The sequence below is a fragment of the Rhodococcus sp. MTM3W5.2 genome, assembly GCF_001984015.1.
In the GTDB taxonomy this organism is placed as follows: Bacteria; Actinomycetota; Actinomycetes; order Mycobacteriales; family Mycobacteriaceae; genus Rhodococcus_G; species Rhodococcus_G oryzae.
This window is the reverse complement of record NZ_CP019572.1, coordinates 3,364,993-3,390,450: the sequence shown is the minus strand read 5'-3', so window position 1 is coordinate 3,390,450 and position 25,458 is coordinate 3,364,993. Positions and strand designations below refer to the sequence as shown.

The window sequence follows — 25,458 nt, the reverse complement described above, 5'->3', positions numbered from 1 at the left end:
CACGATGTAACACAGATTTAACGGACTTTGCCTACTCTCGCGGACATGGATCGCCAAAAGGAATTCGTGCTCCGCACCCTCGAAGAGCGCGACATCCGTTTTGTCCGACTGTGGTTCACCGATGTGCTCGGCTACCTGAAGTCGGTGGCGATCGCCCCGGCCGAACTCGAGGGTGCCTTCAGCGAGGGCATCGGGTTCGACGGCTCGGCCATCGAGGGTTTCTCTCGGGTCTCGGAGGCGGACACCGTCGCCAAGCCGGACCCGTCGACCTTCCAGATCCTGCCGTGGGCGCACAAGGACGGCGCGCAGCACTCGGCGCGCATGTTCTGCGACATCGCGATGCCGGACGGGACGCCGTCCTGGGCCGACCCGCGGCACGTGCTGCGCAGGCAGCTCAGCAAGGCGAGCGACCTCGGGTTCAGCTGCTACGTGCACCCCGAGATCGAGTTCTTCCTGCTCGAGAACGGCCCCGCCGACGGCACCCCGCCGGTCCCCGCGGACAGCGGCGGCTACTTCGACCAGGCCGTGCACGACTCCGCGCCGAACTTCCGCAGGCACGCCATCGACGCGCTCGAGTCGATGGGCATCTCCGTCGAGTTCAGCCACCACGAGGCCGCGCCAGGGCAGCAGGAGATCGACCTGCGCTACGCCGACGCGCTGTCGATGGCCGACAACGTGATGACCTTCCGCTACATCGTGAAGGAGGTCGCGATCAACGAGGGCGTGCGCGCGACCTTCATGCCCAAGCCGTTCAGCGATCAGGCCGGGTCGGCCATGCACACCCACATGAGCCTGTTCGAGGGCGAGAACAACGCCTTCCACAACCCGGACGACCCGATGCAGCTCTCGGACACCGGCAAGGCGTTCATCGCGGGCATCCTCGAACACGCCAACGAGATCAGCGCGGTGACCAACCAGTGGGTGAACTCCTACAAGCGGCTGATCCACGGCGGCGAGGCCCCGACCGCCGCGTCCTGGGCCCGTCGAACCGCTCGGCCCTCATCCGGGTGCCGATGTACACGCCGAACAAGGCGTCCTCGCGTCGCGTCGAGATCCGCAGCCCAGACTCGGCCTGCAACCCGTATCTCACCTTCGCGGTGCTGCTCGCCGCCGGACTCCGTGGCATCGAGAAGGGCTACGAGCTGCCGCCCGAGGCCGAGGACGACGTCTGGTCGCTGACCTCAGCGGAGCGTCGGGCGATGGGCTACAAGGAGCTGCCAAGCAGCCTCGACACCGCGCTGCGCGAGATGGAGCGCTCGGAGCTGGTGGCCGAGGCACTCGGCGAGCACGTGTTCGATTTCTTCCTGCGCAACAAGAGGCGTGAGTGGGAGGAATATCGCAGCCAGGTGACCCCGTTCGAGATCAAGACGTACCTGGGTCTGTAAGCACCGATGGTCAAGCCGCCTACCGCCCGTTCCACCATCCCCAGCGTCGGTCGTCTCGGCCTCGTCGAGCCGACCGCGGGGACGAGCTCGCCCACCTCGACTGGGCCAACCCGGAGAGCCTGGAGCTGCTCTGGGCGCTCTCGCGCGCCGCGAATGCCGACCTGGCCCTGCGCACCCTGGTCCGCGTCAAGGACGGCCTCGGGGACGGTTGGGCCGAGCTCGACGCCGAACTCCGCACCGATACGGCCCTGCGGGGCAGGCTGTTCGGACTGATCGGCGCGTCGAGCGCGTTCGGTGACCACCTGGTGGCTGACCCGTCCGGGTGGAAGCTGCTGGCGGGGGAGGCCCGGCTGCCGAGCCGGGACGAGCTCACCGACGAGCTGCTGGCCAGCGTCAAGGCCGCCCCGGACGACAGTGCGTCCGAGACCAACCTGGTGTACCGGGCGGGGATCACCGGCCCCGCCGCGATCGCCGCGCTGCGCAAGACGTACCGCGACCAGCTGATGGTGCTGGCGGCCTCCGACCTGGCGGCCACCGTGGAGAACGAGCCGGTGTTGCCGTATCAGACGGTCGGGCGCCAGCTCTCCGACATGGCCGACGCCGCGCTCACAGGGGCGCTCGCGGTCGCGGTCGCCGAGATCTACCCCGACGGGCCGTGTCCGGCCCGTCTCGCCGTGATCGCGATGGGCAAATGCGGTGCGCGCGAACTGAACTACGTCAGCGACGTCGACGTGGTGTTCGTCGCGGAGCCCTCGGACGCGTCCACCAGCAGGCTCGCCGGCGAGCTGATGCGGGTGGGCTCGGCCGCCTTCTTCGAGGTGGATGCGGCGCTGCGGCCGGAGGGCAAGCGCGGCGAGCTGGTGCGCACCCTCGACTCGCACATCGCGTACTACAAGCGCTGGGCCAAGACCTGGGAGTTCCAGGCGCTGCTCAAGGCGCGACCGGCGACCGGCGACCTCGAGCTCGGCGAGCGGTACGTCGACGCGCTGAGCCCGATGGTGTGGACGGCCTCCGAGCGCGAGGACTTCGTCGTCGACCTGCAGGCCATGCGCCGCCGGGTCGAGGAGATGGTGCCGCCGGAGTTGCGCGAGCGGGAGATCAAGCTCGGCCGCGGCAGTCTGCGCGACGTCGAGTTCGCGGTGCAGTTGTTGCAGCTGGTGCACGGGCGCGCGGACGAGTCGCTGCACGTGAAGAGCACCGTCGACGCCCTGACCGCGCTCGCGGCCGGCGGCTACGTCGGGCGCGACGACGCCGCGAATCTCGCTGCGTCGTATGAATTCCTGCGGTTGATCGAGCACCGGCTGCAGCTGCAGAAGCTCAAGCGCACGCATACGCTGCCGCCCGCGGACGACGAGGAGGCGCTGCGCTGGCTCGCCCGAGCGGCGCACATGCGTCCCGACGGCCAGCGGGACGCGCTCGGCGTGCTCAACGCCGAGGTCAAGCGCAACGCGCACCGGATCCGTCGCCTGCACGCCAAGCTCTTCTACCGCCCGCTGCTGGAATCGGTTGCCCGGCTGGACAAGGACGCCATCCGGTTGAGCCCGGACGCGGCGACGCGTCAGCTCGCCGCGCTCGGCTACACCGCGCCCGAGAACGCCCTCGGTCACCTGAAGGCGCTGACCGGCGGCGCATCGCGAAAGGGCCGGATCCAGGCCCTGCTGCTGCCGACCTTGCTCGAATGGCTCAGCGACACGCCCGACCCCGACGCCGGACTGCTCGCCTACCGCAGGCTGTCCGAGGCCATGCTCGAACAGGACTGGTTCCTGCGGGTCCTGCGCGACGAGGGCGCGGTGGCCCAGCGCCTGATGATCGTGCTCGGATCGTCCGCGTACATCCCGGACCTGCTGATCAAGGCGCCGGACGTGCTGCGGTTGTTCGCCGACGGACCGACCGGACCCCGACTGCTCGACATCGACCCGGACGAGGTCGCCCGCGGGATCCTGTCCTCCTCTGCGCGTTACGACGATCCGGTGCGTGCGGTCAATGCCGCCCGCTCGCTGCGCAGGCACGAGCTGGCGCGGGTGGCGTCGGCCGACGTGCTGGGAATGCTCGATGTCCCGCAGGTGTGCCGCGCCCTGTCCTCGGTGTGGGCGGCCGTGCTCGGTGCCGCGCTGGACTCGGTGATCCGGGCCAGCGAGGCCGAGCTGGGTGGGCCCGCGCCCGCGTCGTTCGCGGTGATCGGGATGGGCAGGCTCGGCGGCGGGGAGCTCGGCTACGGCTCGGACGCGGACGTGCTGTTCGTCTGCGAACCCAAGCCCGGCGAGGACGAGGTCCGGGCGGTCAAGTGGGCCAACAGCATCGCGGATCGGGTGCAGAAGCTGCTCGGCGCGCCGAGCACGGACCCGCCGCTCGAGGTGGACACCGGCCTGCGCCCCGAGGGCCGCAACGGTCCACTGGTGCGGACCTTGGTGTCCTACGAGGCGTACTACCGCCAGTGGGCGCAGGCCTGGGAGATCCAGGCGCTGCTGCGCGCACACACCGCCGCGGGGGACCCGGACCTGGCCCTGCGGTTCCTGCACATGATCGACGAGACCCGGTACCCGGAGGGTGGGGTCTCCGAACAGGCGGTCCGCGAGATCCGGCGGATCAAGGCCAGGGTCGACTCCGAGCGGTTGCCGCGCGGCGCCGATCCGGCCACTCACACCAAGCTCGGACGCGGCGGCCTGGCCGACGTGGAGTGGACGGTGCAGCTGATCCAGCTCCGGCACGCCCACGACGTGCCCGCCCTCCACAACACCTCGACCCTCCAGACGCTGGACGCGATCGGCGCGGCGGAACTGATGAGCGAGACGGACATCGAGCTGCTGCGCGAGGCCTGGCTCACGGCGACCAAGGCCCGCAACGCCCTTGTCCTGGTGCGCGGCAAGCCAACCGACCAGCTGCCGGGGCCGGGCCGGGTGCTGTCCGCGGTCGCGCAGGTCGCAGGCTGGAATTCCGGCGACGCAGGGGAGTTCCTGGACAACTACCTGCGCGTCACGCGCCGGGCGAAGGCCGTGGTGGAGCACACCTTCGGCGCCTGACCGGGACTCACGGGCAGAGCGCGTGCGAGAGCAGCGCCTCGCTGTCGGTCTGCTGGGTCGGGATCTGGGTGAGGGTGATGGTCACCGCCCTGCCCTCGGTGCTCGCGCCGGACAGGGTGTAGTAGCCGGGGATCCCGCCGGTGTGGCCGACGTACCTGACCCCGCACGGCAGGTCGGTGGATCCGACGCCCAGGCCGTAACCCATGCCCTCGGCCTCGGAAGCGGCAGGCAGCGCCTTCGTCATCTCGTCCAGTTGCGCACGGGGAACAACCTTCCCGTCGAGCAGGGCGAGCCAGAACTTGTTGAGGTCGCGGCCGGTGGAGACCAGGGCACCCGCCGACCACGGGACCGAGGGTTCGATCATCGAGACGTCGGTGACGACGCCGTCGACGTCCTGGTATCCGGAGGGGTGCGGGCCCCGGATCGCGCGCTCGCCGGGGCCGGGTAGGTAGGTGTCCTCGAGGCCCTGCGGGCCGAGGATGCGGGTGGTGAGCTCGTCGGTGTAACTGTGCCGGGTCACCGCCTCGATCAGCATGCCCAGAACGATGTAGTTGGTGTTGGTGTAGAGGAATCGGGATCCCGGCGGGAACTGTGCCGGTTTGGCCATCGCGATCGCCACCGCCTGGGCCGGGGTGATCGTGCGGTTCTCGTTCGCGGCGACCAGTTCGTCCGCCCCCGGCTCGCCCGCGAACTCGGGCAGCCCGCTGCGATGCTGCATGAGCTGCCGGACCGTGATCGCCGTGCCGTCCCCGCCCGGGCCTGCGATCACGCCGGGCAGGTAGCCCTCGATGGCACGGTCCAGATCGATCTTTCCCTCTGCGACGAGTTGCATGATGATCGCGGACGTGAAGGTCTTGGTGATGCTGCCCACTCGGACTCGACTGTTGTCGGCGATCTCGGCGCCGGTCGCGCGGTCGCCGAGACCGCTCGTCAGGACCGTGGTGGTGCGGTTGGCGCTCACGGTCGTCACGGCGCCGACGACCCCCGCGCTCGTCAAGCCGTCGAGGTCGTTCTGCAGGGTGCGGGTGCGCTCGAAATCCACACAGCCGCTGAGCAGTAGGGCGATCGCGGCGATGGCGGTTGTCAGCACCGGCTTCTGGTGTCGCATGTCGATGACCGTACGGACGGGGCCGATCGGTGTCATCGGGGTTGCCCCTGATCTGTGCCCTGATATTCGGTCGGGGGAGTGGCCGCGGTGACCGGATCGGCGGTCGGCGTCGTCGGCGCGCGGCGTTGCGGGCGGGTTGCCCCGCCCATGCATCGCGCCTACGGTGGAAAACGCAGCACCTCGTTAGGCGAGGCTCCTGCACGAACACAGGCCACTGATCTGACGACGTCGAGAGACGCCCAAGGTTAGGACAGATCTCCCCGGATTAAGGGGTGATCCGAAGTGGCTTCTCGGAGTGATCCGGGATACGTCGTGCAGTGTCAAAGCCCTTACGTGGAGGTGTCATGTCGACGGAATCCATATCGCTGGAGGTGGATTCGGCCTCGTGTGCTCGCAGGTTCCACCCGCGACGGTGTCCAACCGTTCGCATCAGCTAGACGCACGAGGAGGTGACCACCGTGGACGACCCGCCCAGTGGAGTTCTGACGCAACATGATTCGGCCGACGGTGGTCGCTCGGGCGACTAGCCCCGCCCACTTCGGTCATTCCCCTCGCGACCTCGGCGTCGCGTTTGAGCCCGCGGCATGCGATGTCGCGGAGCAAACCCGTGCTGCGCGCCACCTGCGGTCGGCCGCCGATTCGGCACGTGGAACTAGGAGTTTGTGATGGATACGACGGTGATCATCCTGCGCGTCGTGCTCGGCCTCACGCTGGGCGCTGCGGTCGGGATCGAGCGACAGTGGCGGTCCAGGCTGGCCGGGCTCCGGACCAACGCATTGGTCAGTCTGGGGGCGACACTCTTCGTGATCCTGGGGGCCTACAGCTTCGACGGTCCGGGGGCGGACCCGACCCGCGTTGCCGCACAGATCGTTTCGGGCATCGGCTTCCTCGGGGCGGGGGTGATCATGAAGCAGGGCGCCTCGATCACCGGGCTTAACACGGCGGCAACGCTGTGGGCGACGGCTGCGATCGGTGCGCTGGCGGGCGGCGGGATGTACTGGGCCGCGGTGATCGGCACCGTGGCGATCATGACGGCGAACACGCTGTTGCGCCCGCTCGGGCGGTTGATGGATCACCAACCGGCCACCAAGGGGCGTGAGTTGCCTGCGGCGGAATACGTCTTCGAGGTCACGTGCCGCGACGACGCCGAGGCCCACGTGCGCGGGCTCGCCGTGCAGGCGGTCTCGCGCCCGGAGTTCCGGCTGCGATCCGTGCGCTCGTTCGATCTGCCCGAGACCGGCGAGGTGACGGTGATGGCGGAGCTGACGGCCGACGAACGGGACGACCGGTTGCTCGAGAGCGCGGTCAGCCGGCTCAGCATGGAGCCGCTGGTGACGCACGTGCGCTGGTCGGTGGAGACCGACTCTCGCTGCGCTCGGCCCGCCGCCGAGTGTGCAGCTGCCGTCGCCCGCCCTCGGCCGACGTGACGGTAGGTGCACACTCGGCGAAACGCCGCTGGAACTCGGACGATTGTCCATGTATCGGCGCCTGTTGGGGCCGGGGAATTGCGGCGTTTCGCTCACCCCCGCCGCGACCGGAAGTTACAGTCAGTCCTGGCTCGTCCTTCGTCTGCAAGGTGAGGATCGACATGAAACTGATGACCCGAACGTCAGTATCGGCCCTGTTCGCCGCGGCGGTGATTGCCGGAGCGGGAACCGCGCAGGCCGGCCCGATCGCCCCTGACGAGGGCCCGCCGCGACCTGTTGTCCCGGGGGTGCACCTGGTCGACCAGAACCAGAAACAGGCGGCGCTGGAGAACATGCTCAACGAGCTCAATCTCGGCTGGGCCAATGGCGGCGCGGCCGGAACGGCGATCGGCGCGGCCATCGGGCTCGGTGTTGGATGCCTCTCGATGTTCCCAGGCAGTCTCGCCGGCTGCATGATCGGGCTGCCGACCGGTGCCGTCACCGGCGCGCTCATCGGCATCGCCAATGGAAACCCCAAGGCGCAGAAGGCGATCGAGGACTACGTCAACACCCCTAGCGCGGGTGTCGCGCTCGCACCGGGACCCGGTGCGAGCGCTTCGGCGCGTACCAGACCGGGGAGTCGGTACGGATTCCGGCCGGGTAACCGACACATCACGCCAGGTACCCAAACATCACTAAACGGGTACCCATGCGGGTAGTTCTCCCGATGTCTCGATTAGATAACGAAGGGACTCTGGGTTCCGCCAGTAGATCGAGCCACACGAGGTATCGGTCAGCGGAACACCCGGAGGACCTCTCGCATGAGCAAGCACCGCCTGCAGAAGAACAACCGAATCGCCCGTGGTCTGTTGCTGGGGGCGATCACCGCGGGCGCGGTGATGATCCCCGTCGCCCCGGCGATGGCGCAGCCGCTGAGCATCCCGGGGGTGGGAAACTTCGAGATCCCCGGCCTGCCGCCGATGGGCGCGATCACCCCGGACGCCGTGGTCACGCACGGACAGCGCGCACTCGACGCCGCGCAGACCAAGATCGGCGCGCCCTACGTGTGGGGCGCGACCGGCCCCGACACCTTCGACTGCTCGGGTCTGGTCCAGTGGGCGTACCGGCAGGCGGGCGTGTCCGTGCCGCGGACCACCTATGACCAGATCAACGGCGGAACGCCGGTCGGCAAGGGTGACCTGCAGCCGGGCGACGTCGTGCTGTTCTACGGCACCGAGCACGTCGGCCTGTACGCAGGCGGCGGCATGGTCGTGCACGCGCCGACCCCAGGCCAGTCGGTCAAGCGGGCACCGCTCGACTCGATGCCCTTCACCGCCGCCCGGCGGTACTGACCCCTCAGGACAACGACGCCCCGACCAGAACTGGTCGGGGCGTCGTTGTGTGTTCAGTTGTTCAGCAGTTCGAACGACTCAGACGTCGCGTCGGCGGAGCCGACTTACACGTCGCGTCGGCGGAGCCGACTTACACGTCGCGTCGGCGGAGCCGACTTACACGTCGTAGTACAGCTGGAACTCGTACGGGTGCGGCCGCAGGTTGACCGGGGCGATCTCCTGCTCGCGCTTGATCGAGATCCAGGTCTCGATCAGGTCGGTCGTGAACACGCCACCCTCGGTGAGGTACTCGTGATCGGCCTCGAGGCGGTCGATGACCGTCGCCAGGCTGGTGGGGGCCTGCGGGATGTTGCGGGCCTCCTCCGGCGGGAGCTCGTAGAGGTCCTTGTCGACCGGCGCCATCGGCTCGATCTTGTTCTTGATGCCGTCCAGGCCGGCCATCATCTGCGCGGCGAAGTTCAGGTACGGGTTACCCGAGGAGTCCGGCGCACGGAACTCGAGGCGCTTGGCCTTCGGGTTGTTGCCGGTGATCGGGATACGCACGGCCGCGGAGCGGTTGCGCTGGCTGTACACCAGGTTGATGGGGGCTTCGTAGCCCGGCACCAGACGGTGGTACGAGTTGATGGTGGGGTTGGTGAAGGCCAGCAGCGACGGGGCGTGGTGCAGGATGCCGCCGATGTAGTGGCGCGCCATGTCGGACAGGCCCGCGTAGCCGGACTCGTCGTGGAACAGCGGCTTGCCGTCCTTCCACAGCGACTGGTGCACGTGCATGCCCGAGCCGTTGTCGCCGAAGAGCGGCTTCGGCATGAATGTGGCCGACTTGCCGTGCTGCCAGGCGGTGTTCTTCACGATGTACTTGAACAGCTGCAGGTCATCCGCGGCCGCGAGCAGCGTGTTGAACTTGTAGTTGATCTCCTGCTGGCCGCCGGTACCCACCTCGTGGTGGCCGCGCTCGAGCTCGAAGCCCGCGTTCTGCAGGTTGGTGGAGATCTCGTCGCGCAGGTCGACGTAGTGGTCGTACGGCGCGACGGGGAAGTAGCCACCCTTCGCGCGGACCTTGTAGCCGAGGTTCGGGCTGCCGTCGGCGTTGACCTCGTTGCCGGTGTTCCAGGAACCCGAGACGGAGTCGACCTCGTAGAAGGCGCCGTTCATGCCGGAGTCGTAGCGAACCGAGTCGAAGATGTAGAACTCGGCCTCGGCGCCGAAGAACGCGGTGTCCGCGATGCCGGTGCTGACCAAGTACTCCTCGGCCTTGCGCGCGACGTTGCGCGGGTCGCGGCTGTAGGACTCACGGGTGAACGGGTCGTGCACGAAGAAGTTGATGTTCAGCGTCTTGGCGGCGCGGAACGGGTCGATCTGGGCGGTGCTGACGTCGGGCAGGAGCATCATGTCCGACTCGTGGATCGACTGGAAGCCGCGGACGGACGAACCGTCGAACGCGAGTCCGTCCTCGAAGACGTCCTTGTTGAATGCGGACGCGGGGATCGAGAAGTGCTGCTGAACGCCCGGCAGGTCGCTGAACCGGATGTCGACGTACTCGATCTTTTCGTCGGCTATGTAGTTGATGACCTCTTCGGCCGTGGTGAACGCCACGCGTGTGCTCCTTCAGTTGGTGCCTGCCGATTGTGCATTCCGGCGGCTTGCGTCGAGACAGACGGTATGGACCTGGTGTTGCCCAGCAATCAAGGTTGTGTTTCGCCAGTGTTACACGTCTCGGAAAACGGTGTATCTCACACCCTCCCCGGGCCATCGTGATCGACCCGCCACGCTGGGCCTATCCTGGGAAGCATGGCGCGAAGCACTGGATCCTGGCTCTCCGGCCCCTCGGCGGCCCTTCCCAAGGGGAGGACGGCACCGAGAACCTCTACAAGGGCGAGCGGCTCGGATTGCCGGAGTCGGGCCGCGGCTCGTTGGTCGGCACCGGCCGACGTCTCGCGGCCTTCATGATCGACTGGCTGATGGGCGGAGGCGTCGCGCTGTTGATCCTCGGCGGGGACGCGCTCGACGGCAGGCTGGGCACCATCATCCTGATGGTCTGGTTCGTCGTCGGCGTGCTCACGGTGACTCTGTTCTCCTTCACCCCGGCCAGTACTGCGTCGGACTGCAGGTGGCCCGGGTCGACGCGCCGGTGCCCGTCGGCATCGTGCGCGCACTGGCCCGCCAGGTGCTGCTGGTGTTCGTCATCCCCGCGCTGATCACCGATCTCGACGGCCGCGGCATGCACGACCGTGCCACCGGCACCGCGCTGGTCCGCTCGCGCTAGTCGCCCCGCACCCGAACGCGAAGTGCCCTCGACGTGATTCACGTCGAGGGCACTTCGGTTGTGAGGGGAGGTCAGCGCCTGCGCATCGTGCGCTGGACGCCCTTCATCTTGGCGCCGCCGGGCAGCGGGCCCTTCGGCATGGCCGGGCCGCCGCGCGCGCCGAGCGCCGCCAGTCGCGCCTCGATCGAGTCCATCCGCTTGGTGTCGATGTTCTTCGGCAGCTTCGCGAGGTACTTCTGCAGCTGCGACAGCGGCACCTGGCCCTCGTCGTTGCCGATGATGATGTCGTAGATCGGGGTGTCGCCGACGAGCCGCGCGGTCTTCTTCTTCTCCTGCGCGAGAAGGGACTTCACCCGCTGAGGCGAACCCTCGGCGACGAGGATGACGCCCGGCCTGCCGATCACCCGGTGCACGGCGTCGAGCTGGGTGGTGCCCGCGATCGCGTTGGACACCCGCCAGCCGCCCTGCAGGTTGTCCAGCGCCCATGCGCCTGCGCCTGCCTGGCCCTCGGCCTTGCCGTACACGGTCTTCTGCACGCGCCTGCCGAAGATGATGAACGCGGCGAGCACGCCGAGCAGGATGCCGATCGGCAGCAGGAACCACTGGATTCCGAAGATGAGGCCGACAAGGAAGAACACCACGGCGAGCCCGACGACGGCACCGATCATCAGCGGCAGCAGCAGTTTGTCTTCCTTGCGCTGCATCTGGAACGCCTGCCAGAGCTGGCTCCTGCGCTCCTTCGATGCCTGCTTACGGGCCGCTTTCGCCGCAGCCTTCGCCTCTTTGGTGGGCTTGCCCTTGCCGTTCGCCATACGTCACAGGATACGTCCCTGGCCGGAGGCCGATCGCACCCGAGTGGTGGTCGGGCTCAGGCGCGGGCGAGCCGCTCCATCAGCGAGCTGGCTTCCTGTGAGGCGCTGCCCCCGTCGGCGAGATGTGCCTGGCCCTCGGGCAGCTCGCGGCCGTGGTGCGCCATCGCCTGCGCGTAGAGGCGTCCGGCCCGGTAGGACGAGCGGACCAGCGGTCCGGCCATCACGCCCGCGAAGCCGAGCTCGGTGGCGAACTGGGAGTGCTCGACGAACTCCTCCGGCTTGACCCACCGCTCGACGGGATGATGCCGCGGCGAGGGACGCAGGTACTGGGTGATGGTGATGATGTCGCAGCCGGCCTCGTGCAGGTCGACCAGCGCCTGACGGATCTCCTCGGGTGTCTCGCCCATGCCGAGGATCAGGTTCGACTTGGTGACCAGTCCGAAGTCGCGTGCGGCGGTGATGACGCCGAGCGAGCGCTCGTACCGGAACGCGGGGCGGATGCGCTTGAAGATCCGCGGCACGGTCTCGACGTTGTGCGCGAGGACCTCCGGTCGCGACTCGAACACCTCGGCCAGCAGATCCGGCTTGCCGTTGAAATCGGGGATCAGGTTCTCGACGCCGGTGCCGGGGTTGAGGGCGTGGATCTGACGGACCGTCTCGGCGTACAGCCAGGAGCCGCCGTCCTCGAGGTCGTCGCGGGCGACGCCGGTGATCGTGGAGTAGCGCAGACCCATCGCCTGCACCGACTCGGCGACGCGGCGCGGCTCGTCGCGGTCGAGCGCGTCCGGCTTGCCGGTGTCGATCTGGCAGAAGTCGCATCGGCGGGTGCACTGTTCACCGCCGATGAGGAAGGTGGCCTCGCGGTCCTCCCAGCACTCGTAGATGTTGGGGCAGCCCGCTTCCTCGCAGACCGTGTGCAGACCCTCCCGCTTGACCAGACCCTTGAGCTCGGAGTACTCCGGGCCCATCTTCGCTCGGGTCTTGATCCAGTTGGGTTTGCGTTCGATGGGGGTCTCCGCGTTTCGGATCTCGATACGGAGCAGCTTGCGTCCTTCTGGGGCCACAGTCACGGCTCCGATGCTACGCCCGGCGCGAGGACGCCGATCGACCGGGAGACGGCAGGCGATGGGCGTCAGGCGAACCGGTGCGTTGTGAAGCGGGTCGGCGCGGCCGCGGCCGCCTCGTCGAAGGTGATGCGCTCGATGTCGTGCTCGGTGACCTGGAGTTCGCCGTCGAGCGCGGCCGCGACCGCGGCGACGACTGCCGGGGTGATCTCGGCGACGGTGACCGTCCTCCCGAGTTCGCGCGAGAGCGAGGTGACGCCTGCGTCGGCGATGCCGCACGGGATGATCTCGTCGAAGGCCCGAGGTCCGCGTCGCAGTTGATCGCGAAGCCGTGCATGGCGACGCCGCGCTGCATCCGCACGCCGATCGCGGCGATCTTGCGCTCGGGCAGCCAGGACCCGCCGGTCAGCGAGGCGGGCAGCCACACTCCGGAGCGGCCCTCGACGCGTCCGCATCCGATGCCGAGGTCGGTGCAGACGGAGATCAGTGCCTCCTCGATCCGGCGGACGTAGTTCACGACGTCGACCGGCACGGCGAGCTTGACGATCGGGTAGCCGACCAACTGTCCTGGCCCGTGCCAGGTGATCTTGCCGCCGCGGTCCACGTCGATCACCGGGATGCCGTCGGTGGGCCGGTCCTCCGGGGCGGTGCGACGCCCGGCGGTGTAGACGGACGGGTGCTCGAGCAACAGCAGGGTGTCGCGCCCACTGTCGGCGGCCCGATCGGCGACGAGTTCGCGCTGTAATTCCCATGCAGCCAGGTAGTCGAGCGTGCCGAGGCTCCTCACCTCGAGGGGATCCGTGCTGAACCGAACCGAGGAAGTGGTGCCCATGGGGCACACGTTACGCCGGACCCGCCGGCCGGCTCGGCGCGGTCCGGGCCGAGGGCGGTCAGTCCGACAGCGCGGCGTCGATGGCCTCGCCGATCGTGTTGTGGTGGAAGGTGAATCCGGCACTCTCCAGCGCTGCGGGCAGGACCCGCTGCCCGGTCAGCGCGACCTCGTCCGCGATCTCGCCGACGAGGGCGCGCACCGCGAATCCGGGCACCACCCACGGCGTCGGGCGATGCAGGGCGCGGCCCAGCTCGGCGGTGAAGGACGCGTTGGTCGCGGGTGAGGGCCCGGCGAGGTTCACCGGGCCGCTGATTGTCTCGGTGCGGAGCGCGAACGCGATGGCGTCGAGCTCGTCCTCTAGGGAGATCCAGGACAGGTACTGCCGCCCGGTGCCGAGTCGGCCGCCGAGCCCGAACCGGAACAGCGGACGCAGGCGGCCCAGCAGCCCGCCCCGCGGTGAGATCACCGCCGCGCTCCGCAACAGCACGGTGCGCACCCCGGCCTCCCGGGCGGGCGCGGCCGCCGCCTCCCAGTCCCGACACAGGTCGGCCAGGAAGCCGTTCCCCGGCGCCGCGGTCTCGTCGACGACCCGCTCGCCGGTGTCGCCGTAGTAGCCGACCGCGCTGGCGTTGAGCAGCCTCGGCACCCCGGCATCGGCGACCGCCCGCGCGATCACGTCGGTGGAGGTGATCCGGCTGTCCCGCAGCGTCTGCTTGAACGCGCCGGTCCACCGGGTGTCGCCGAAGTTGGTGCCGCACAGGTTCACCACCGCGTCCGCGTCGGCGAGGGCGCGTTCGTCCAGCTCGCCGCGCTCGGGTGCCCACCGGAACTCGTCCGGTCCCGCGGCAGGCCGCCGCACCAACCGCCGGATCTCGTGGCCGTCCGCCCGCAGCGAGGCCACAAGGGATGACCCGATCAAGCCGGACGAGCCGGCGATTGTCACTCGCATCGTGCTGCCTCCTGACGCCGTCGGGGCACCATCGGTGATTCGATGGTGCCCCCGACGGGCGTGTCTGTGCTGCCGATCTACTGGTCGAGCTAGAGCCCCAGGTCCGCCTCGAACGAGGCTTCCTCGAGTCGCTGCTTGATCGTGGTGAGGAACCGACCAGCGTCGGCGCCGTCGATCAGGCGGTGATCGTAGGTGAGCGGCAGGTAGCACATCGACCGGACGCCGATGGACTCGTTGCCGTTCTCGTCGGTGATCACCATCGGGCGCTTGACGATCGCGCCCGTGCCGAGCATGGCGGCCTGCGGCGGCACCAGGATCGGGGTGTCGAACAGGGCGCCCTGGCTGCCGATGTTGGTGACCGTGAAGGTGCCACCGGCCAGCTCGTCCGGCTTGAGGCCGCCGGAGCGGGCCCGCTTGGCGATGTCCGCGATCGCGCGGGCCAGGCCGGCCAGCGACAGGTCGCCTGCGTTGTGGATCACCGGCGAGAGCAGGCCCTGCTCGGTGTCCACGGCGATGCCCAGGTGCTCGGCCGCGTGGTAGGTGATCTCCTTGGCGTCCTCGTTGTAGCTGGCGTTGACGTTCGGGTGTGCCCCGAGCGCCTCGACGACGGCCTTCGCGAAGAACGGCAGGAACGTCAGGTTCACGCCCTCGCGCTCGGCGAACCCGGCCTTGGCCTGGGCCCGCAGGGCGACGATCTTGGTGACGTCGACCTCGAAGGTCTGGGTCAGCTGCGCGGTGGTCTGCAGCGATTCCCGAGTCTTGACCGCGGTGATCTGGCGGATCCGGTTGACCTTCTGGGTGGTGCCGCGCAGGTGCGCGAGCTCGGGCCGGACACCCGCGGCCGGTGCGGCCGGGGCCGCGGCGGGGGCAGCGGTTGCCGGGGCGGCGGCCGGGGCCTTCTTCGCCTCGGCTGCGGCCAGCACGTCCTGCTTGCGGATCCGTCCACCGACGCCGGTGCCGGTGACCGTCGACAGGTCGACGTTGTTGTCCGTGGCCAGCTTTCGGACCAGGGGGTCACGTACGGGCTGCCGTCACCGGAGGGTGCGGCCGCCGGAGCGGGCGCCGCCGGAGCTGCCGGAGCGGGTGCCGGTGCCGGGGAGCCGGGGGTGCCGGCGGTGCGGCGGCCGGTGCCGGGGGTGCGACCGGGGGTGCCGGGGGTGCGACCGGGGAGCCGGCGGCGCGGCGGCCGGTGCCGGCGGGGCCGGGGGCGCGGCAGGCGCGGCGGCGGGGGCGCCCGAACCGATGACGGCGAGCTGGCCGCCGACCGGGACGGTGTCGTCCTCCTGGGCGCTGATCTCGAGCAGCGTGCCCGCGACGGGCGAGGGGATCTCGGTGTCGACCTTGTCAGTCGAGACCTCGAGCAGAGGCTCGTCGACGGCAACCGAATCGCCGACAGCCTTGAGCCAGCGGGTGACGGTGCCCTCGGTCACGGACTCGCCGAGTTCCGGCATGCTGATCGGGGTTCCGGACGCAGCCGCGGCGGGTGCGGGTGCGGCGGGTGCCTCTGCGGCGGGCGCGGGTGCGGCGGGCGCCTCTGCGGCGGGCGCAGGCGGTGCGGCCGGTGCGGGTGCGGCGGCGGGCTCCGGGGCGGCTGCGGGTGCGGGCGCGGCGGCTTCTCCGGCCGCGCCGATCACGGCGAGCTCTCCGCCGATCTCGACGGTCTCATCCTCGTGCGCGACGATCTTGGTCAGCACGCCTGCCACCGGGGAAGGGATCTCGGTGTCGACCTTGTCAGTGGAGACCTCGAGCAGGGGCTCGTCGACTTCGACCGTATCTCCTTCCTGCTTGAGCCACCTCGTGACAGTCCCCTCGGTAACGCTCTCACCAAGAGCTGGCATCTGGACGGAGAAGGCCATGCTTTTGACTCCTCGACAGTTGTGTTCGGGTTGTTGAGTTTTGCCGACTTGTGGTCGAAATCCATTGTGCGTGTCGTACTGGGTCCACGGGGCGTGTTGCGAACCGTGAACCTCGCGGACCCATCCTGTCATTGATCGGATTCGCCCGTCCTATGAGGGCCTGGTCACATGTTCCACATTCGGTTCTCAGCAAGCACTGGCAAACTTGAAACTGGTCAGAACGGGCGGTCGCGCCACGGTGGGAGGAGGTAGGACGTGGGTCTTTTCAGCAGGCTCTCGAGGGGACGGGCGGGTTCCGACCGACACGGCACGCGCGGACCCGACGCCCAGTACCTGGCGAACTGGGTACACACGCACACCGGGGTCGAGGCCTATGTCGAGCCGCAGACCACCGTCACGCCGGTCACGGTCGTGCTGGTCGCGAACGACGGGGAATGGACGCGACGCCCGGTCGGCGGGGTGCACGGTGCCCGCCGCCTCGGCGAAGATCTGCACATCCCCGTGTACGACGTCCACAAGACCGGGTATCCGCAGCGGATGCGCGACTACGACGCGCGGCAGAAGATCCTGCGCAACCGCGCCCGCGAGGCCTAGGCGGCTGCGCCGCCCGTGAGTCCTTCCGGCCCGCGGCGGGACCGGAAGGACTCACGGGGCGATCAGCCCTGCTGGTCGATGTCCTCGAGGACGCTGATCATGGTTCGCACCGGGACCCCGGTTCCGCCCTTGCCGGTGAAGCCGAACGGCCCGCCGGTGTTGTAGGCCGGACCGGCCACGTCGATGTGCGCCCACTGCACGCCCTCGGCGACGAACTCCTTGAGGTAGATCGCGGCGGCGAGCATGCCGCCCCAGCGGTGGTTGGTGACGTTGGCCAGGTCGGCGACCTTCGAGTTGAGGTCGGCGCGCAGCTCGCCGGGCAGCGGCATCGCCCAGGCGTTCTCGCCGATCTGCTGCGAGATGCGGGCGACGCGGTCACGGAACTCGTCGGTGCCCATCACGCCGGGCGTGCGGTTGCCGAGCGCCACCATCTGCGCCCCCGTCAGGGTGGCGGTGTCGATCAGGTAGTCGGGCTCCTCCTCGCAGGCCCGCACGATCGCGTCGGCCAGGATCAGCCGTCCCTCGGCATCGGTGTTGATGACCTCGACCGTGGTGCCGCCGTACTGGGTGAGCACGTCGCCGGGGCGCTGCGCGGTGCTGGACGGCATGTTCTCGGCCATCGGCACCCAGGCGTCGACGCCGACCCTCAGGCCGAGCTTCGCGGCCAGCACCACCGTCGCGACGACCGCCGCGGCGCCGCCCATGTCGGAGGTCATGTTCTCCATGCCCGCGGCCGGCTTGATCGAGATGCCGCCGGTGTCGAAGGTGATGCCCTTGCCGACCAGGGCAACGGACTTGCCGCCGGACCCCTTGTGGGTGAGCCGGACCAGTCGAGGCTGACGCGAGGAGCCCTTGCCGACGCCGAGGATGCCGCCGAAGCCGCCCTTCTCGAGCGCCTTCTCGTCGAGGATCTCGACCTCGAGCCCGGCCGCGGTGCCGAGCGCCTCGGCGCGGGCGGCGAACTCCTCCGGGAAGAGGTGACTCGGCGGGGTGTTCACGAATTCACGCGCGGTGGCGACGGCCTCGGCGATCGCGGCGGACCGGGCGAGGGTGCCCTCGGACTCCTGGTCGCCGGGCTCCTCGACGAGCAGCTCCACGCGGGCGAGCGGCTTGCCGTTGTCCTTCGGCGCCGACTTGGCCGACTTGAACCGGGTGAAGGTGTAGGCGCCCAGGTAGAAGCCCTCCGCGGCCGCGCCGAGGTCGAGGGCGGACAGCGTGGTGGCCGCGACGGTGGTCCCGGCCAGTGCGCGGGCCGCGACGCCCGCGCACTCGCGGATCCGCTGGGCGTCCACGTCGTCGGGGTCGCCGAGCCCAACGGCGAGGATGCTGGCGACGCCCGAGCCCGCGGGCGCCGGGATCCGGGTCAGTTCCTCCGCCTTGCCGGTGGCCCCGACCGCGACCAGCCCGGCCAGCACCGCCTCGGCGGTCGCGTCGTCGAGCGCATCGCCCACCGAGGCCTCCGGGCCCTCGGCGCCCTTGGTGAGGCCGATGACGAGGACCTCCACCGACTCGGCGACGGATCCGGCCAGCGCGAGCTCGGGGCCGAGGGGCGCGGTGGGGGTCTTGGCGGCACTCACTTCGATCTCCTGATCTGTTGGTGAACAACTGCGGGCCAACTCTAGTGCGGGGGCGATGCCCCGGTCGGCTAGCGTGTTCGCCCATGAGCGACGCTGAACTCTTGCAGGGCCCCCTCCGCGCGGTGCACGCCGAACTGGGTGCCACCTTCGCCCCGTTCGGCGGCTGGGAGATGCCGGTTTCCTACGCGGGTGTGGTGGCCGAGCACACCGCCGTCCGCGAGACCGTCGGCGTCTTCGACGTCAGCCACCTGGGCAAGGCGCTGGTCGCGGGACCGGGTGCGGCCGAGTTCGTGAACGCCTCTCTGACGAACGATCTGGGCAAGATCGGGCCCGGCCAGGCGCAGTACACCCTGTGCGCCACCGAGGCGGGCGGCGTCACCGACGACCTGATCGTCTACTACGTCAGCGACGACGAGGTCTTCCTCGTCCCGAACGCGGCCAACACCGCGGCCGTCGTCGCCGAGCTGGCCGCCAAGGCGCCCGCCGGGATCACGGTCACCGACCAGCACCGCGAGTTCGGCGTGCTCGCCGTGCAGGGCCCGAAGTCCGCGGAAATCCTTGCCGCGCTGGGTCTTCCGTCGGACATGGAGTACATGTCCTTCGCCGACGCCACCTTCGGGGGAGTCACCGTCCGGGTGTGCCGCACCGGGTACACCGGTGAGCACGGCTACGAGCTGCTACCCGCGTGGGACGACTGCGAGAAGGTGTTCCGCGCGCTCGTCGCCGAGGTCCGTGCCGCCGGCGGCGAGGTCGCCGGGCTTGGTGCCCGCGACACCCTTCGCACCGAGGCGGGCTACCCGCTGCACGGTCACGAGCTGTCGACGGAGATCTCGCCGCTGCAGGCGCGCTGCGGCTGGGCGATCGGGTGGAAGAAGCCGGAGTTCTGGGGTCGCGCCGCTCTGGTCGCCGAGAAGGAAGCCGGACCGGCCCGCAAGATGTGGGGCATCAAGGCGCTCGACCGTGGCGTGCTGCGTCAGGGCCAGACCGTCATGCGCGACGGCGCCCCGATCGGGGAGACCACCTCGGGCACCTTCTCGCCGACCCTGAAGGTCGGGATCGCGCTGGCGCTCATCGATTCGGATTCTGGTGTCGGGGCGGGGGATCAGATCGAGGTCGACGTGCGCGGCAGAGCGTTGCGCTGCGAGGTCGTCAACCCGCCGTTCGTCCCCGTCCACACCAAGTAACCGTCCTCACCCGGTTCGATAGGATTCCCGCCATGACTGGTGTTCTCGACTTCACGCGCATCCCGCACCCCTCGCCCGCCACCGCAGCGGAGCGCGATCGGGTGCTGGCTGCTCCCGGGTTCGGGAAGTACTTCACCGATCACATGGTGACGATCGACTACACCGAGGGACGCGGGTGGCACAGCCCGACCGTGCAGCCGTACGCCCCGCTCCAGCTGGACCCGGCGGCCATGGTGCTGCACTACGGCCAGGCGATCTTCGAGGGGCTCAAGGCCTACCGCCAGCAGGACGGGTCCATCGCCTCGTTCCGGGTGACCGCGAACGCGGACCGGTTGCGTGCCTCGGCCCGCCGCATCGCGATGCCCGAGCTGCCCGACGAGCTGTTCCTCGCCTCGATCACGGAGCTGCTCGCGGTGGACCGGGACTGGGTGCCCGCCGCGGGCGGCGAGGACTCGCTGTACATGCGCCCGTTCATGATCTCGACCGAGGTCGGGCTCGGGGTGCGGCCGTCCACCGAGTACCGGTACCTGCTGATCGCCTCGCCTGCCAGCGCCTACTTCCCGCGCGGGGTGAAGCCGGTGAGCGTGTGGCTGTCCACCGAGTACGTGCGTGCGGCTCCCGGCGGCACCGGAGCGGCCAAGTTCGCAGGCAACTACGCGGCCTCGCTGGTCGCGCAGGCGCAGGCGGCCGACGAGGGCTGCGACCAGGTGGTGTGGCTCGACGCGAAGGAGCGCTGCTACGTCGAGGAGATGGGCGGGATGAACCTGTTCTTCGTCTTCGGGTCCGGCTCGTCCGCCCGACTGGTGACCCCGGAGCTGTCCGGTGCGCTGCTCCCCGGCATCACCCGCGACTCGCTGCTGACGCTGGCCGCCGATGCGGGGTTCGCGGTCGAGGAGCGCAAGATCAGCACTGACGAGTGGCGCGAGAAGGCCGCCTCCGGCGAGATCACCGAGGTGTTCGCCTGTGGCACGGCCGCGGTGATCACCCCGGTCGGCACGGTGAAGTCGGCCGCGGGTGAGTTCACCATCGGCGACGGGGAGTCTGGCGAGGTGACGATGGCCCTGCGCGACACCCTCACCGGGATCCAGCGCGGCACCTTCGCCGACACCCACGGCTGGATGTCCACGCTGGCCTGAGGCCTTGGTCGGACGGCGCGCGCGGCGCGCCGTCCGCGATGTGTTCGGAGAACTGGGTCAGCGGCCGGGCGTGAGGCGCCGCGCCAGTAGTCGACCCGCGGTGTGCAGTGGCGCCGGGTCCTGTTGCGCCCTGGCGAGGACGAGCGCCCCCTCGAGCGCGGAGAGCGCCAGTACCGCCTCGTCGGCGGCCTCCTCGGGCGCCCAGCCGTCCGCCTCGAGGCGGACCGCGAGCAGGGACAGCCAGGACTCGTACCCGTCGGCGCATGACGCCCTGATGACGGGCGATTCGGTCGCGGCGTCCAGGGTGGCGGTGGCCAGCGCGCAGCCGCGCTCGTAGTCGGATTCCACCAGCCGGGCCGCCAACGCCGCGGCGAAGGCGGCCACCGCGGTCCCCGCGTCGGGCGAGCTGTCGAGCAGGTGCGAGATGAAGCCCGCCATCGTCGAACCCCGGTGTCGCAGAGCGACTCCCGCGAGTTCTTCCTTTCCACCGGGAAAGTGGAAGTACAGCGAACCCTTCGTCGTGCCGCTCGCCGACAACACCTCGGCCATTCCGGTCCCGGTGTAACCGCGGCGCTGCAGCAGGTCTGCTGCCGCTTCGACGAGCTGATCACGAGTAGACATGCCGATCACTGTACCAGTCGGTCATCCATGAATCGGCTCTGTACATGGGTATATGCGGCAAACTGTTGACAGGCTAGACCAATCGGTACAGGATTCGGCCCACTGCGGTGCACCGGGTGCCGCGAACGAGAAGGGCTGGTTGGCATGAGCGAGACGATGGAACCGACGGTGCTCGGACCCGACGACGATCCGGCGGGCACTCTCGCGGCCTCCGGGGCGCGAATCATGGTGCGCGAGCATCAGACCGACGGCGGCTGTGCCCTCGTCGAGCATCGGATCCCGTCGAGGCGGCTGACCTCGCCGGTGCACCGGCATGCCAGGGAGGACGAGTACACGGTGGTGCAGTCGGGGCGGGTAGCGGCACTGCTCGGCGACCGGGTGGTCTACGCCGAGGTCGGCGCGATGATCTTCAAGCCGAGGGGGCAGTGGCACGCGGTGTGGAACCCCGACGACCGTGAGGCGCGAATCCTCGAGATCATCACCCCCGGCGGCCTCGAGGGACTGTTCGAGCAGGTTCCGGAGTTGCCCGCCGACGGCAGTCTTCCCGACACGACCGCCCTCACCGAGCGGTTCGGTGTCGAATTCGACCTGGTCGCCACCGCGGAGCTCGTGCGGACTCACGGCGTGAGCTTCGGCTCCCATTCCGGATAGCGGCCACGACGCAGGAGCGGAGACGAAGACACGCTCAGGCTCAACGGAATCGACGAGATCGAGGCGCACCTGCATCACGACCACGGCGCCTACACCGGGTAGGCGTCGTTTGTCGCGGGGTTCGTGCTCAGCCGCCGAGCACGAACCCGACGGCGACAACGGTGACCGTCACCTCGACCGCCGCGCCGAGCACGTCCCCGGTGACGCCGCCGAACCGGCGGACGCAGTGCCGGGTGAGCAGCCCGGTCGCGGCCAGCGCCACGAGCACGACAACCGGTCCCTGCCACCAGCGGCCGGGCACCGCGAACACGGCTGCCGCGGTCAGCGCCAGCGACCACAGCGCGCACGACCACCGGCCCTGGCTGTCGGCGACCAGCGCGCCGAACCCGGTCGGGCTCGCCGCGGGAACACCGCGCCTGCAGGCGAGCACGACCGCCACCCGGCCCGCCGCGACCGCGGCACCGATCGCGATCCACTGCCCGGACTGGGCCAGCGAGCCGAACGAGAGCGCCTGCGCGCCGATGCAGACGATGAGGGCGACCACGCCGAAGGGGCCGATGCCCCCGCTGCGCATCACCTCGAGGGCGCGTGCGGGCGGGCCGTAGCAGCCGAGCCCGTCGACGGTGTCCGCGAGCCCGTCGACGTGCATGCCGCGGGTGAGCAACGCCAGTGCCGTCACCGCGATCAGCCCGGCCAGTGCCGGATCGAGCGAGGCCGCGAGCAGCAACCAGAGCAGGCCGGCGCAGGCGGCGCCGAGCAGCATCCCGACCACCGGGGTCGCGGCGATGGCCCGACGGCCCGCGGTCCTGTCGATCACCGGGGCATCGGGATCGTGGCGTGCGGGCAGCACCGTCAACCAGGACAGTGCGAGCCGGATCCCGCCGAGCGCGTTGGTCACCGTCAGCGCGCCTCGGCCTCGGTCTCGTCGTCGGCCTCGGAATCGGTTGCCTGCTCACCGGATTCGGTGCTCACACCCGCATCGGCGAAAGTCGCCATGTCGGCCAGGGTGGCGACCGCGGACTGCAGCACGGGCAGTGCCACCAGCGCACCGGACCCCTCGCCGAGCCGCATGCCCAGTTCGAGGATCGGGTCGAGCCGCAGGTGCTTGAGCGCGATCGTGTGCGCCGGCTCGGTGGAGCGGTGCCCGGCGACCCACCACTCGCGGGCGCCGGGAGCCAGGTCCTCCGCGACCATGGCGGCGGCCGTCACAACGACGCCGTCGAGGATGACGGGGGTCCGGCGCAGCGCGGCCTGGGCCAGGAACCCGGCCATCGCCGCCAGGTCCGCTCCCGCGCCCACGCGCAGCAGCGCCACCGGGTCGGCGGTGACGGGCCGGACCCGGCGCATCGCGTCGCGGATGGCGGCGGTCTTGCGGCTCCAGCCTGCGTCGTCGACGCCGGTGCCACGCCCGACCGCAGCGACGGGTTCGGTGTTGGTCAGCGCGGCGATCAGCACCGTCGCGGGGTGGTGTTGCCGATGCCCATGTCGCCCGCGATGAGCAGATCGACGCCGCTGTCGATCTCCTCGTCGGCGATGGCGCGCCCCGCGGCGATGGCCTGCAGTGTCTCCGCCTCGCTGAGCGCGTCCTCGCGGTCGATGGAGCCGCTCGAGCGCCGGACCTTGTGCGTGGAGACGGTGGGGTCGGTGTCGGTCGCGACGGCGATGTCGACCACCCGTACCTCCGCCCCGTTGGTGGCGGCGAGCGCATTCACGGCCGCGCCGCCCGCCTGGAAGTTGGCCACCATCTGCGCGGTCACCTCGGCGGGGTACGCGGACACGCCGTGCGCGGTCACGCCGTGGTCGCCCGCGAAGACGACAACGCGGGGGCGCGCGAACACCCGCGGCGGGCACTGGCCCTGGCAGGCAGCCGCCCATCCGCCGAGCGCCTCGAGCCTGCCGAGCGAGCCCGCTGGCTTGGTCAGCTGCTGCTGGCGGGCGTCGGCCTCGGCCGCTACGGCCGGGTCCGGGGGCGTGACGGCCTCGAAGGCCGCCTCGGATGGGATGCCCGATTCGGTTGTCACAGTTGACCTCTCACTTCAGCGCGGTACCGCTTGAACGTGTCACTTGAAATAGGCGTCACTTGAGTCTGGTCGCCAGCCCGGCAACAACGAGCAGCACCTCGTCGCAGACCTGGGCCATCCTCGCGTTGAGGGAGCCGATCTCGTCTCGGAACAGTCGACCGGACCGGGTCTCGGGGATCACGCCGAGGCCCACCTCCGGGCTGACCAGGACGAGTCTGCCGCGATGGTCGGCGACGGCGTCGACCAGGTCGTCGATGCGGGGGCGAGGGTGCCTCGCGGGAGTTCCCAGGCCTGCGCCGCGTCCATCTCCGCGGTCAGCCAGGTGCCGAGATCGTCGACCATGGTCGGGGCGGCGTCGGTGCGCAGCAGCTCGGCGAGCCCGGCGCCGGTCGCGCTCTCGACGGTGGTCCACTCCCGCGGTCGGCGGCTGCGGTGCGCCTCGATCCGCTGCTCCCAGTCGGCGTCGTCGGCGTCGAGGCGGGCCGTGGCGATGTAGCGGACGGCCGTCGGCGCGGATCCGTCCATCAGGGCCTCGGCGTGGCCGGACTTGCCGGATCGTGCCCCGCCGAGCACGAGGGTGCGTAGCGGCGGCTGCGGGGCGGGGACGGCACGGGCTAGACGGTACCAACGGCAGGGGCGCGGTCGCCGAACCGTCGGCGGTAGTCGGCGGGAGCCAGCCCGACCTGCCGGTGGAAGTGGTGGCGCAGGAGCGCGCCGGACCCGAACCCGCAGCGACCCGCGATCTCCTCGAGCCCGTAGCCGGTCTCCTCGAGGAGCTGCTGGGCCAGCAACACCCGTTGCGTCGTCAGCCATTTGACCGGGGTGGTCCCGGTCTCGGCCGCGAACTTCCGAGCGAAGGTGCGGGTCGACATCGTCGACCGCGCCGCCAGGCTCTCGATGCTGTGGGCGGCGTCGAGGTGCTCGCTCATCCATCGCAGGGTGTCGGTGATGCTGTCGTCGGCGCAGTCGACCACGGCCCGCTCGATGAACTGGCGCTGGCCGCCGTCCCGTTGCGGCGGTACCACCATGCGTCGCGCGATGGTGTTCGCGACGGCGCTGCCGAGTTCGCGCCGGACCAGGTGCAGGCAGGCGTCGATCCCGGCGGCGGTGCCCGCGCTGGTGATGAGGTCGCCCTCGTCGACGAAGAGGACGTCCGGATCGACGGTGGTGGTGGGAAAGGCGCGGGCCAGCTCGTCCGCGTGAACCCAGTGGGTGGTGCACTTGCGTCCGTCGAGCAGTCCCGCGGCCCCGGCAAGGAACGCGCCCGAGCAGACCGTGAGCACGGTGGCGCCCGCGTCGGCGGCCTCCCGCAGCGCCGCGACGACGGCGGGCGGGAAGTCGGTGCGGGTCGCGGAGGCCGGGATCGCGACCAGGTCCGCCCCGCGCAGTCCGTCGAGGCCGTGCTCGGGGGTGATGGAGATACCGGGGGTGACGGAGGTCAGGGGCACCCCAGCCTCCGGGCCGCAGACCCGGAAGTCGAAGGCGGGCAGGCCCGCCGAGGTGCGGTCGACGCCGAACACCTCGCAGACCACGCCGAACTCGAACATGGCGGCGTGGTCGACGAGCAGTACCGCGACCGAGGACAGCATGAGCACAGTATATGGCGCGATATTGACGAACTATGTCA

Annotated in this window: 16 protein-coding genes, 7 pseudogenes and 1 riboswitch; of the genes and pseudogenes, 10 read left to right on the top strand and 13 right to left on the bottom strand. The window is 70.0% G+C overall.

The window, feature by feature from the left end:
• Positions 1–45: 45 nt before the first annotated feature.
• A pseudogene (gene glnA, locus BTZ20_RS15430) lies at positions 46–1,385 on the top strand (type I glutamate--ammonia ligase).
• Positions 1,386–1,391: 6 nt separating this feature from the next.
• Positions 1,392–4,405 (top strand): annotated as a pseudogene (locus BTZ20_RS15425) (bifunctional [glutamine synthetase] adenylyltransferase/[glutamine synthetase]-adenylyl-L-tyrosine phosphorylase).
• Between the two features lie 7 nt (positions 4,406–4,412).
• Here BTZ20_RS15425 and BTZ20_RS15420 read toward each other — a convergent pair.
• Positions 4,413–5,513 (bottom strand): serine hydrolase domain-containing protein, encoded by a 1,101-nt coding sequence (locus BTZ20_RS15420; RefSeq protein WP_077043744.1) that lies wholly within the window; start codon positions 5,511–5,513, stop codon positions 4,413–4,415.
• Positions 5,514–5,685: 172 nt separating this feature from the next.
• A riboswitch (M-box (ykoK) riboswitch) is annotated at positions 5,686–5,859 on the top strand.
• A gap of 319 nt (positions 5,860–6,178) precedes the next feature.
• Here BTZ20_RS15420 and BTZ20_RS15415 point away from each other — a divergent pair.
• The 3 genes from BTZ20_RS15415 (at position 6,179) to BTZ20_RS15405 (ending at position 8,271) form a co-directional block, all read left to right on the top strand.
• On the top strand, positions 6,179–6,940 hold the full coding sequence (locus BTZ20_RS15415; RefSeq protein WP_083742693.1) for an MgtC/SapB family protein: 762 nt from the start codon (positions 6,179–6,181) through the stop codon (positions 6,938–6,940).
• Positions 6,941–7,110: 170 nt separating this feature from the next.
• The gene (locus BTZ20_RS15410) at positions 7,111–7,638 is read left to right on the top strand and encodes a hypothetical protein (protein ID WP_223263357.1); all 528 of its coding nucleotides are present in this window, start codon (positions 7,111–7,113) and stop codon (positions 7,636–7,638) included.
• Between the two features lie 102 nt (positions 7,639–7,740).
• On the top strand, positions 7,741–8,271 hold the full coding sequence (locus BTZ20_RS15405; RefSeq protein ID WP_083742692.1) for a C40 family peptidase: 531 nt from the start codon (positions 7,741–7,743) through the stop codon (positions 8,269–8,271).
• 156 nt (positions 8,272–8,427) lie between these two features.
• Here BTZ20_RS15405 and glnA (BTZ20_RS15400) read toward each other — a convergent pair whose 3' ends face one another.
• Positions 8,428–9,864: a type I glutamate--ammonia ligase gene (gene glnA / locus BTZ20_RS15400; protein ID WP_077041973.1), complete on the bottom strand. Its 1,437-nt coding sequence runs from the start codon at positions 9,862–9,864 to the stop codon at positions 8,428–8,430.
• Between the two features lie 195 nt (positions 9,865–10,059).
• Here glnA (BTZ20_RS15400) and BTZ20_RS15395 point away from each other — a divergent pair.
• Positions 10,060–10,534 (top strand): annotated as a pseudogene (locus BTZ20_RS15395) (RDD family protein).
• 71 nt (positions 10,535–10,605) lie between these two features.
• On the opposite strand, the gene BTZ20_RS15390 reads toward BTZ20_RS15395, so the two are convergent.
• The 5 genes and pseudogenes from BTZ20_RS15390 to sucB form a co-directional block, all read right to left on the bottom strand.
• A complete protein-coding gene (locus tag BTZ20_RS15390) occupies positions 10,606–11,346 on the bottom strand; it encodes a DUF4191 domain-containing protein (RefSeq protein ID WP_077041972.1) in 741 nt (246 codons plus the stop codon).
• Positions 11,347–11,402: 56 nt separating this feature from the next.
• Entirely contained in the window at positions 11,403–12,416 is a 1,014-nt protein-coding gene (lipA, locus tag BTZ20_RS15385) for a lipoyl synthase (RefSeq protein ID WP_077041971.1), read from the bottom strand.
• Positions 12,417–12,478: 62 nt separating this feature from the next.
• Positions 12,479–13,242, bottom strand: a pseudogene (lipB, locus tag BTZ20_RS15380) (lipoyl(octanoyl) transferase LipB).
• 58 nt (positions 13,243–13,300) lie between these two features.
• A complete protein-coding gene (locus BTZ20_RS15375; RefSeq protein ID WP_077041970.1) occupies positions 13,301–14,191 on the bottom strand; it encodes a TIGR01777 family oxidoreductase in 891 nt (296 codons plus the stop codon).
• An 89-nt stretch (positions 14,192–14,280) separates the two neighbouring features.
• Positions 14,281–16,047, bottom strand: a pseudogene (sucB, locus tag BTZ20_RS29850) (2-oxoglutarate dehydrogenase, E2 component, dihydrolipoamide succinyltransferase).
• Between the two features lie 255 nt (positions 16,048–16,302).
• Between sucB and BTZ20_RS15365 the strand changes: the two are divergent.
• Positions 16,303–16,641 (top strand): oxidoreductase, encoded by a 339-nt coding sequence (locus tag BTZ20_RS15365; protein ID WP_077041969.1) that lies wholly within the window; start codon positions 16,303–16,305, stop codon positions 16,639–16,641.
• A gap of 62 nt (positions 16,642–16,703) precedes the next feature.
• Here BTZ20_RS15365 and BTZ20_RS15360 read toward each other — a convergent pair whose 3' ends face one another.
• Positions 16,704–18,218, bottom strand: coding sequence for a leucyl aminopeptidase (locus tag BTZ20_RS15360; protein ID WP_077041968.1), 1,515 nt, complete (start codon positions 18,216–18,218; stop codon positions 16,704–16,706).
• Between the two features lie 83 nt (positions 18,219–18,301).
• Between BTZ20_RS15360 and gcvT the strand changes: the two genes are divergently transcribed.
• Both gcvT and BTZ20_RS15350 read left to right on the top strand, forming a co-directional pair.
• Complete coding sequence (gene gcvT / locus BTZ20_RS15355) at positions 18,302–19,402, top strand: glycine cleavage system aminomethyltransferase GcvT (RefSeq protein WP_077041967.1); 1,101 nt, start codon at positions 18,302–18,304, stop codon at positions 19,400–19,402.
• Between the two features lie 32 nt (positions 19,403–19,434).
• Positions 19,435–20,538 (top strand): branched-chain amino acid aminotransferase, encoded by a 1,104-nt coding sequence (locus BTZ20_RS15350; RefSeq protein WP_077041966.1) that lies wholly within the window; start codon positions 19,435–19,437, stop codon positions 20,536–20,538.
• Between the two features lie 57 nt (positions 20,539–20,595).
• Here BTZ20_RS15350 and BTZ20_RS15345 read toward each other — a convergent pair whose 3' ends face one another.
• Positions 20,596–21,159 carry a TetR/AcrR family transcriptional regulator gene (locus BTZ20_RS15345; RefSeq protein WP_077043742.1) on the bottom strand — a complete coding sequence of 188 codons (564 nt, stop codon included), beginning with the start codon at positions 21,157–21,159 and terminating at the stop codon, positions 20,596–20,598.
• Between the two features lie 144 nt (positions 21,160–21,303).
• Between BTZ20_RS15345 and BTZ20_RS15340 the strand changes: the two genes are divergently transcribed.
• Positions 21,304–21,810, top strand: a complete 507-nt coding sequence (locus BTZ20_RS15340) for a cupin domain-containing protein (RefSeq protein ID WP_077041965.1) — start codon at positions 21,304–21,306, stop codon at positions 21,808–21,810.
• Positions 21,811–21,937: 127 nt separating this feature from the next.
• Here the strand turns inward: BTZ20_RS15340 and BTZ20_RS15335 are convergent, their stop codons facing one another.
• The 4 genes and pseudogenes from BTZ20_RS15335 to BTZ20_RS15320 all read right to left on the bottom strand — a co-directional run bounded on the left by BTZ20_RS15335 (position 21,938) and on the right by BTZ20_RS15320 (position 25,420).
• The gene (locus BTZ20_RS15335; RefSeq protein WP_077041964.1) at positions 21,938–22,708 is read right to left on the bottom strand and encodes an adenosylcobinamide-GDP ribazoletransferase; all 771 of its coding nucleotides are present in this window, start codon (positions 22,706–22,708) and stop codon (positions 21,938–21,940) included.
• A gap of 2 nt (positions 22,709–22,710) precedes the next feature.
• A pseudogene (gene cobT, locus BTZ20_RS15330) lies at positions 22,711–23,831 on the bottom strand (nicotinate-nucleotide--dimethylbenzimidazole phosphoribosyltransferase).
• A gap of 55 nt (positions 23,832–23,886) precedes the next feature.
• Positions 23,887–24,356, bottom strand: a pseudogene (locus BTZ20_RS15325) (bifunctional adenosylcobinamide kinase/adenosylcobinamide-phosphate guanylyltransferase).
• Between the two features lie 89 nt (positions 24,357–24,445).
• Positions 24,446–25,420, bottom strand: a complete 975-nt coding sequence (locus tag BTZ20_RS15320; protein ID WP_077041963.1) for a GlxA family transcriptional regulator — start codon at positions 25,418–25,420, stop codon at positions 24,446–24,448.
• Positions 25,421–25,458 lie beyond the last annotated feature (38 nt).

Excerpts from the sequence above, each read along its gene's own strand:
- BTZ20_RS15375 (WP_077041970.1), bottom strand. The coding sequence starts at position 14,191 with ATGCGAGTGACAATCGCCGGCTCGTCCGGCTTGATCGGGTCATCCCTT.
- BTZ20_RS15320 (WP_077041963.1), bottom strand. The coding sequence starts at position 25,420 with ATGCTGTCCTCGGTCGCGGTACTGCTCGTCGACCACGCCGCCATGTTC.
- BTZ20_RS15390 (WP_077041972.1), bottom strand. The coding sequence starts at position 11,346 with ATGGCGAACGGCAAGGGCAAGCCCACCAAAGAGGCGAAGGCTGCGGCG.
- BTZ20_RS15405 (WP_083742692.1), top strand. The coding sequence starts at position 7,741 with ATGAGCAAGCACCGCCTGCAGAAGAACAACCGAATCGCCCGTGGTCTG.
- BTZ20_RS15350 (WP_077041966.1), top strand. The coding sequence starts at position 19,435 with ATGACTGGTGTTCTCGACTTCACGCGCATCCCGCACCCCTCGCCCGCC.
- BTZ20_RS15410 (WP_223263357.1), top strand. The coding sequence starts at position 7,111 with ATGACCCGAACGTCAGTATCGGCCCTGTTCGCCGCGGCGGTGATTGCC.
- BTZ20_RS15345 (WP_077043742.1), bottom strand. The coding sequence starts at position 21,159 with ATGTCTACTCGTGATCAGCTCGTCGAAGCGGCAGCAGACCTGCTGCAG.
- BTZ20_RS15340 (WP_077041965.1), top strand. The coding sequence starts at position 21,304 with ATGAGCGAGACGATGGAACCGACGGTGCTCGGACCCGACGACGATCCG.
- BTZ20_RS15415 (WP_083742693.1), top strand. The coding sequence starts at position 6,179 with ATGGATACGACGGTGATCATCCTGCGCGTCGTGCTCGGCCTCACGCTG.
- gcvT (WP_077041967.1), top strand. The coding sequence starts at position 18,302 with ATGAGCGACGCTGAACTCTTGCAGGGCCCCCTCCGCGCGGTGCACGCC.
- BTZ20_RS15420 (WP_077043744.1), bottom strand. The coding sequence starts at position 5,513 with ATGCGACACCAGAAGCCGGTGCTGACAACCGCCATCGCCGCGATCGCC.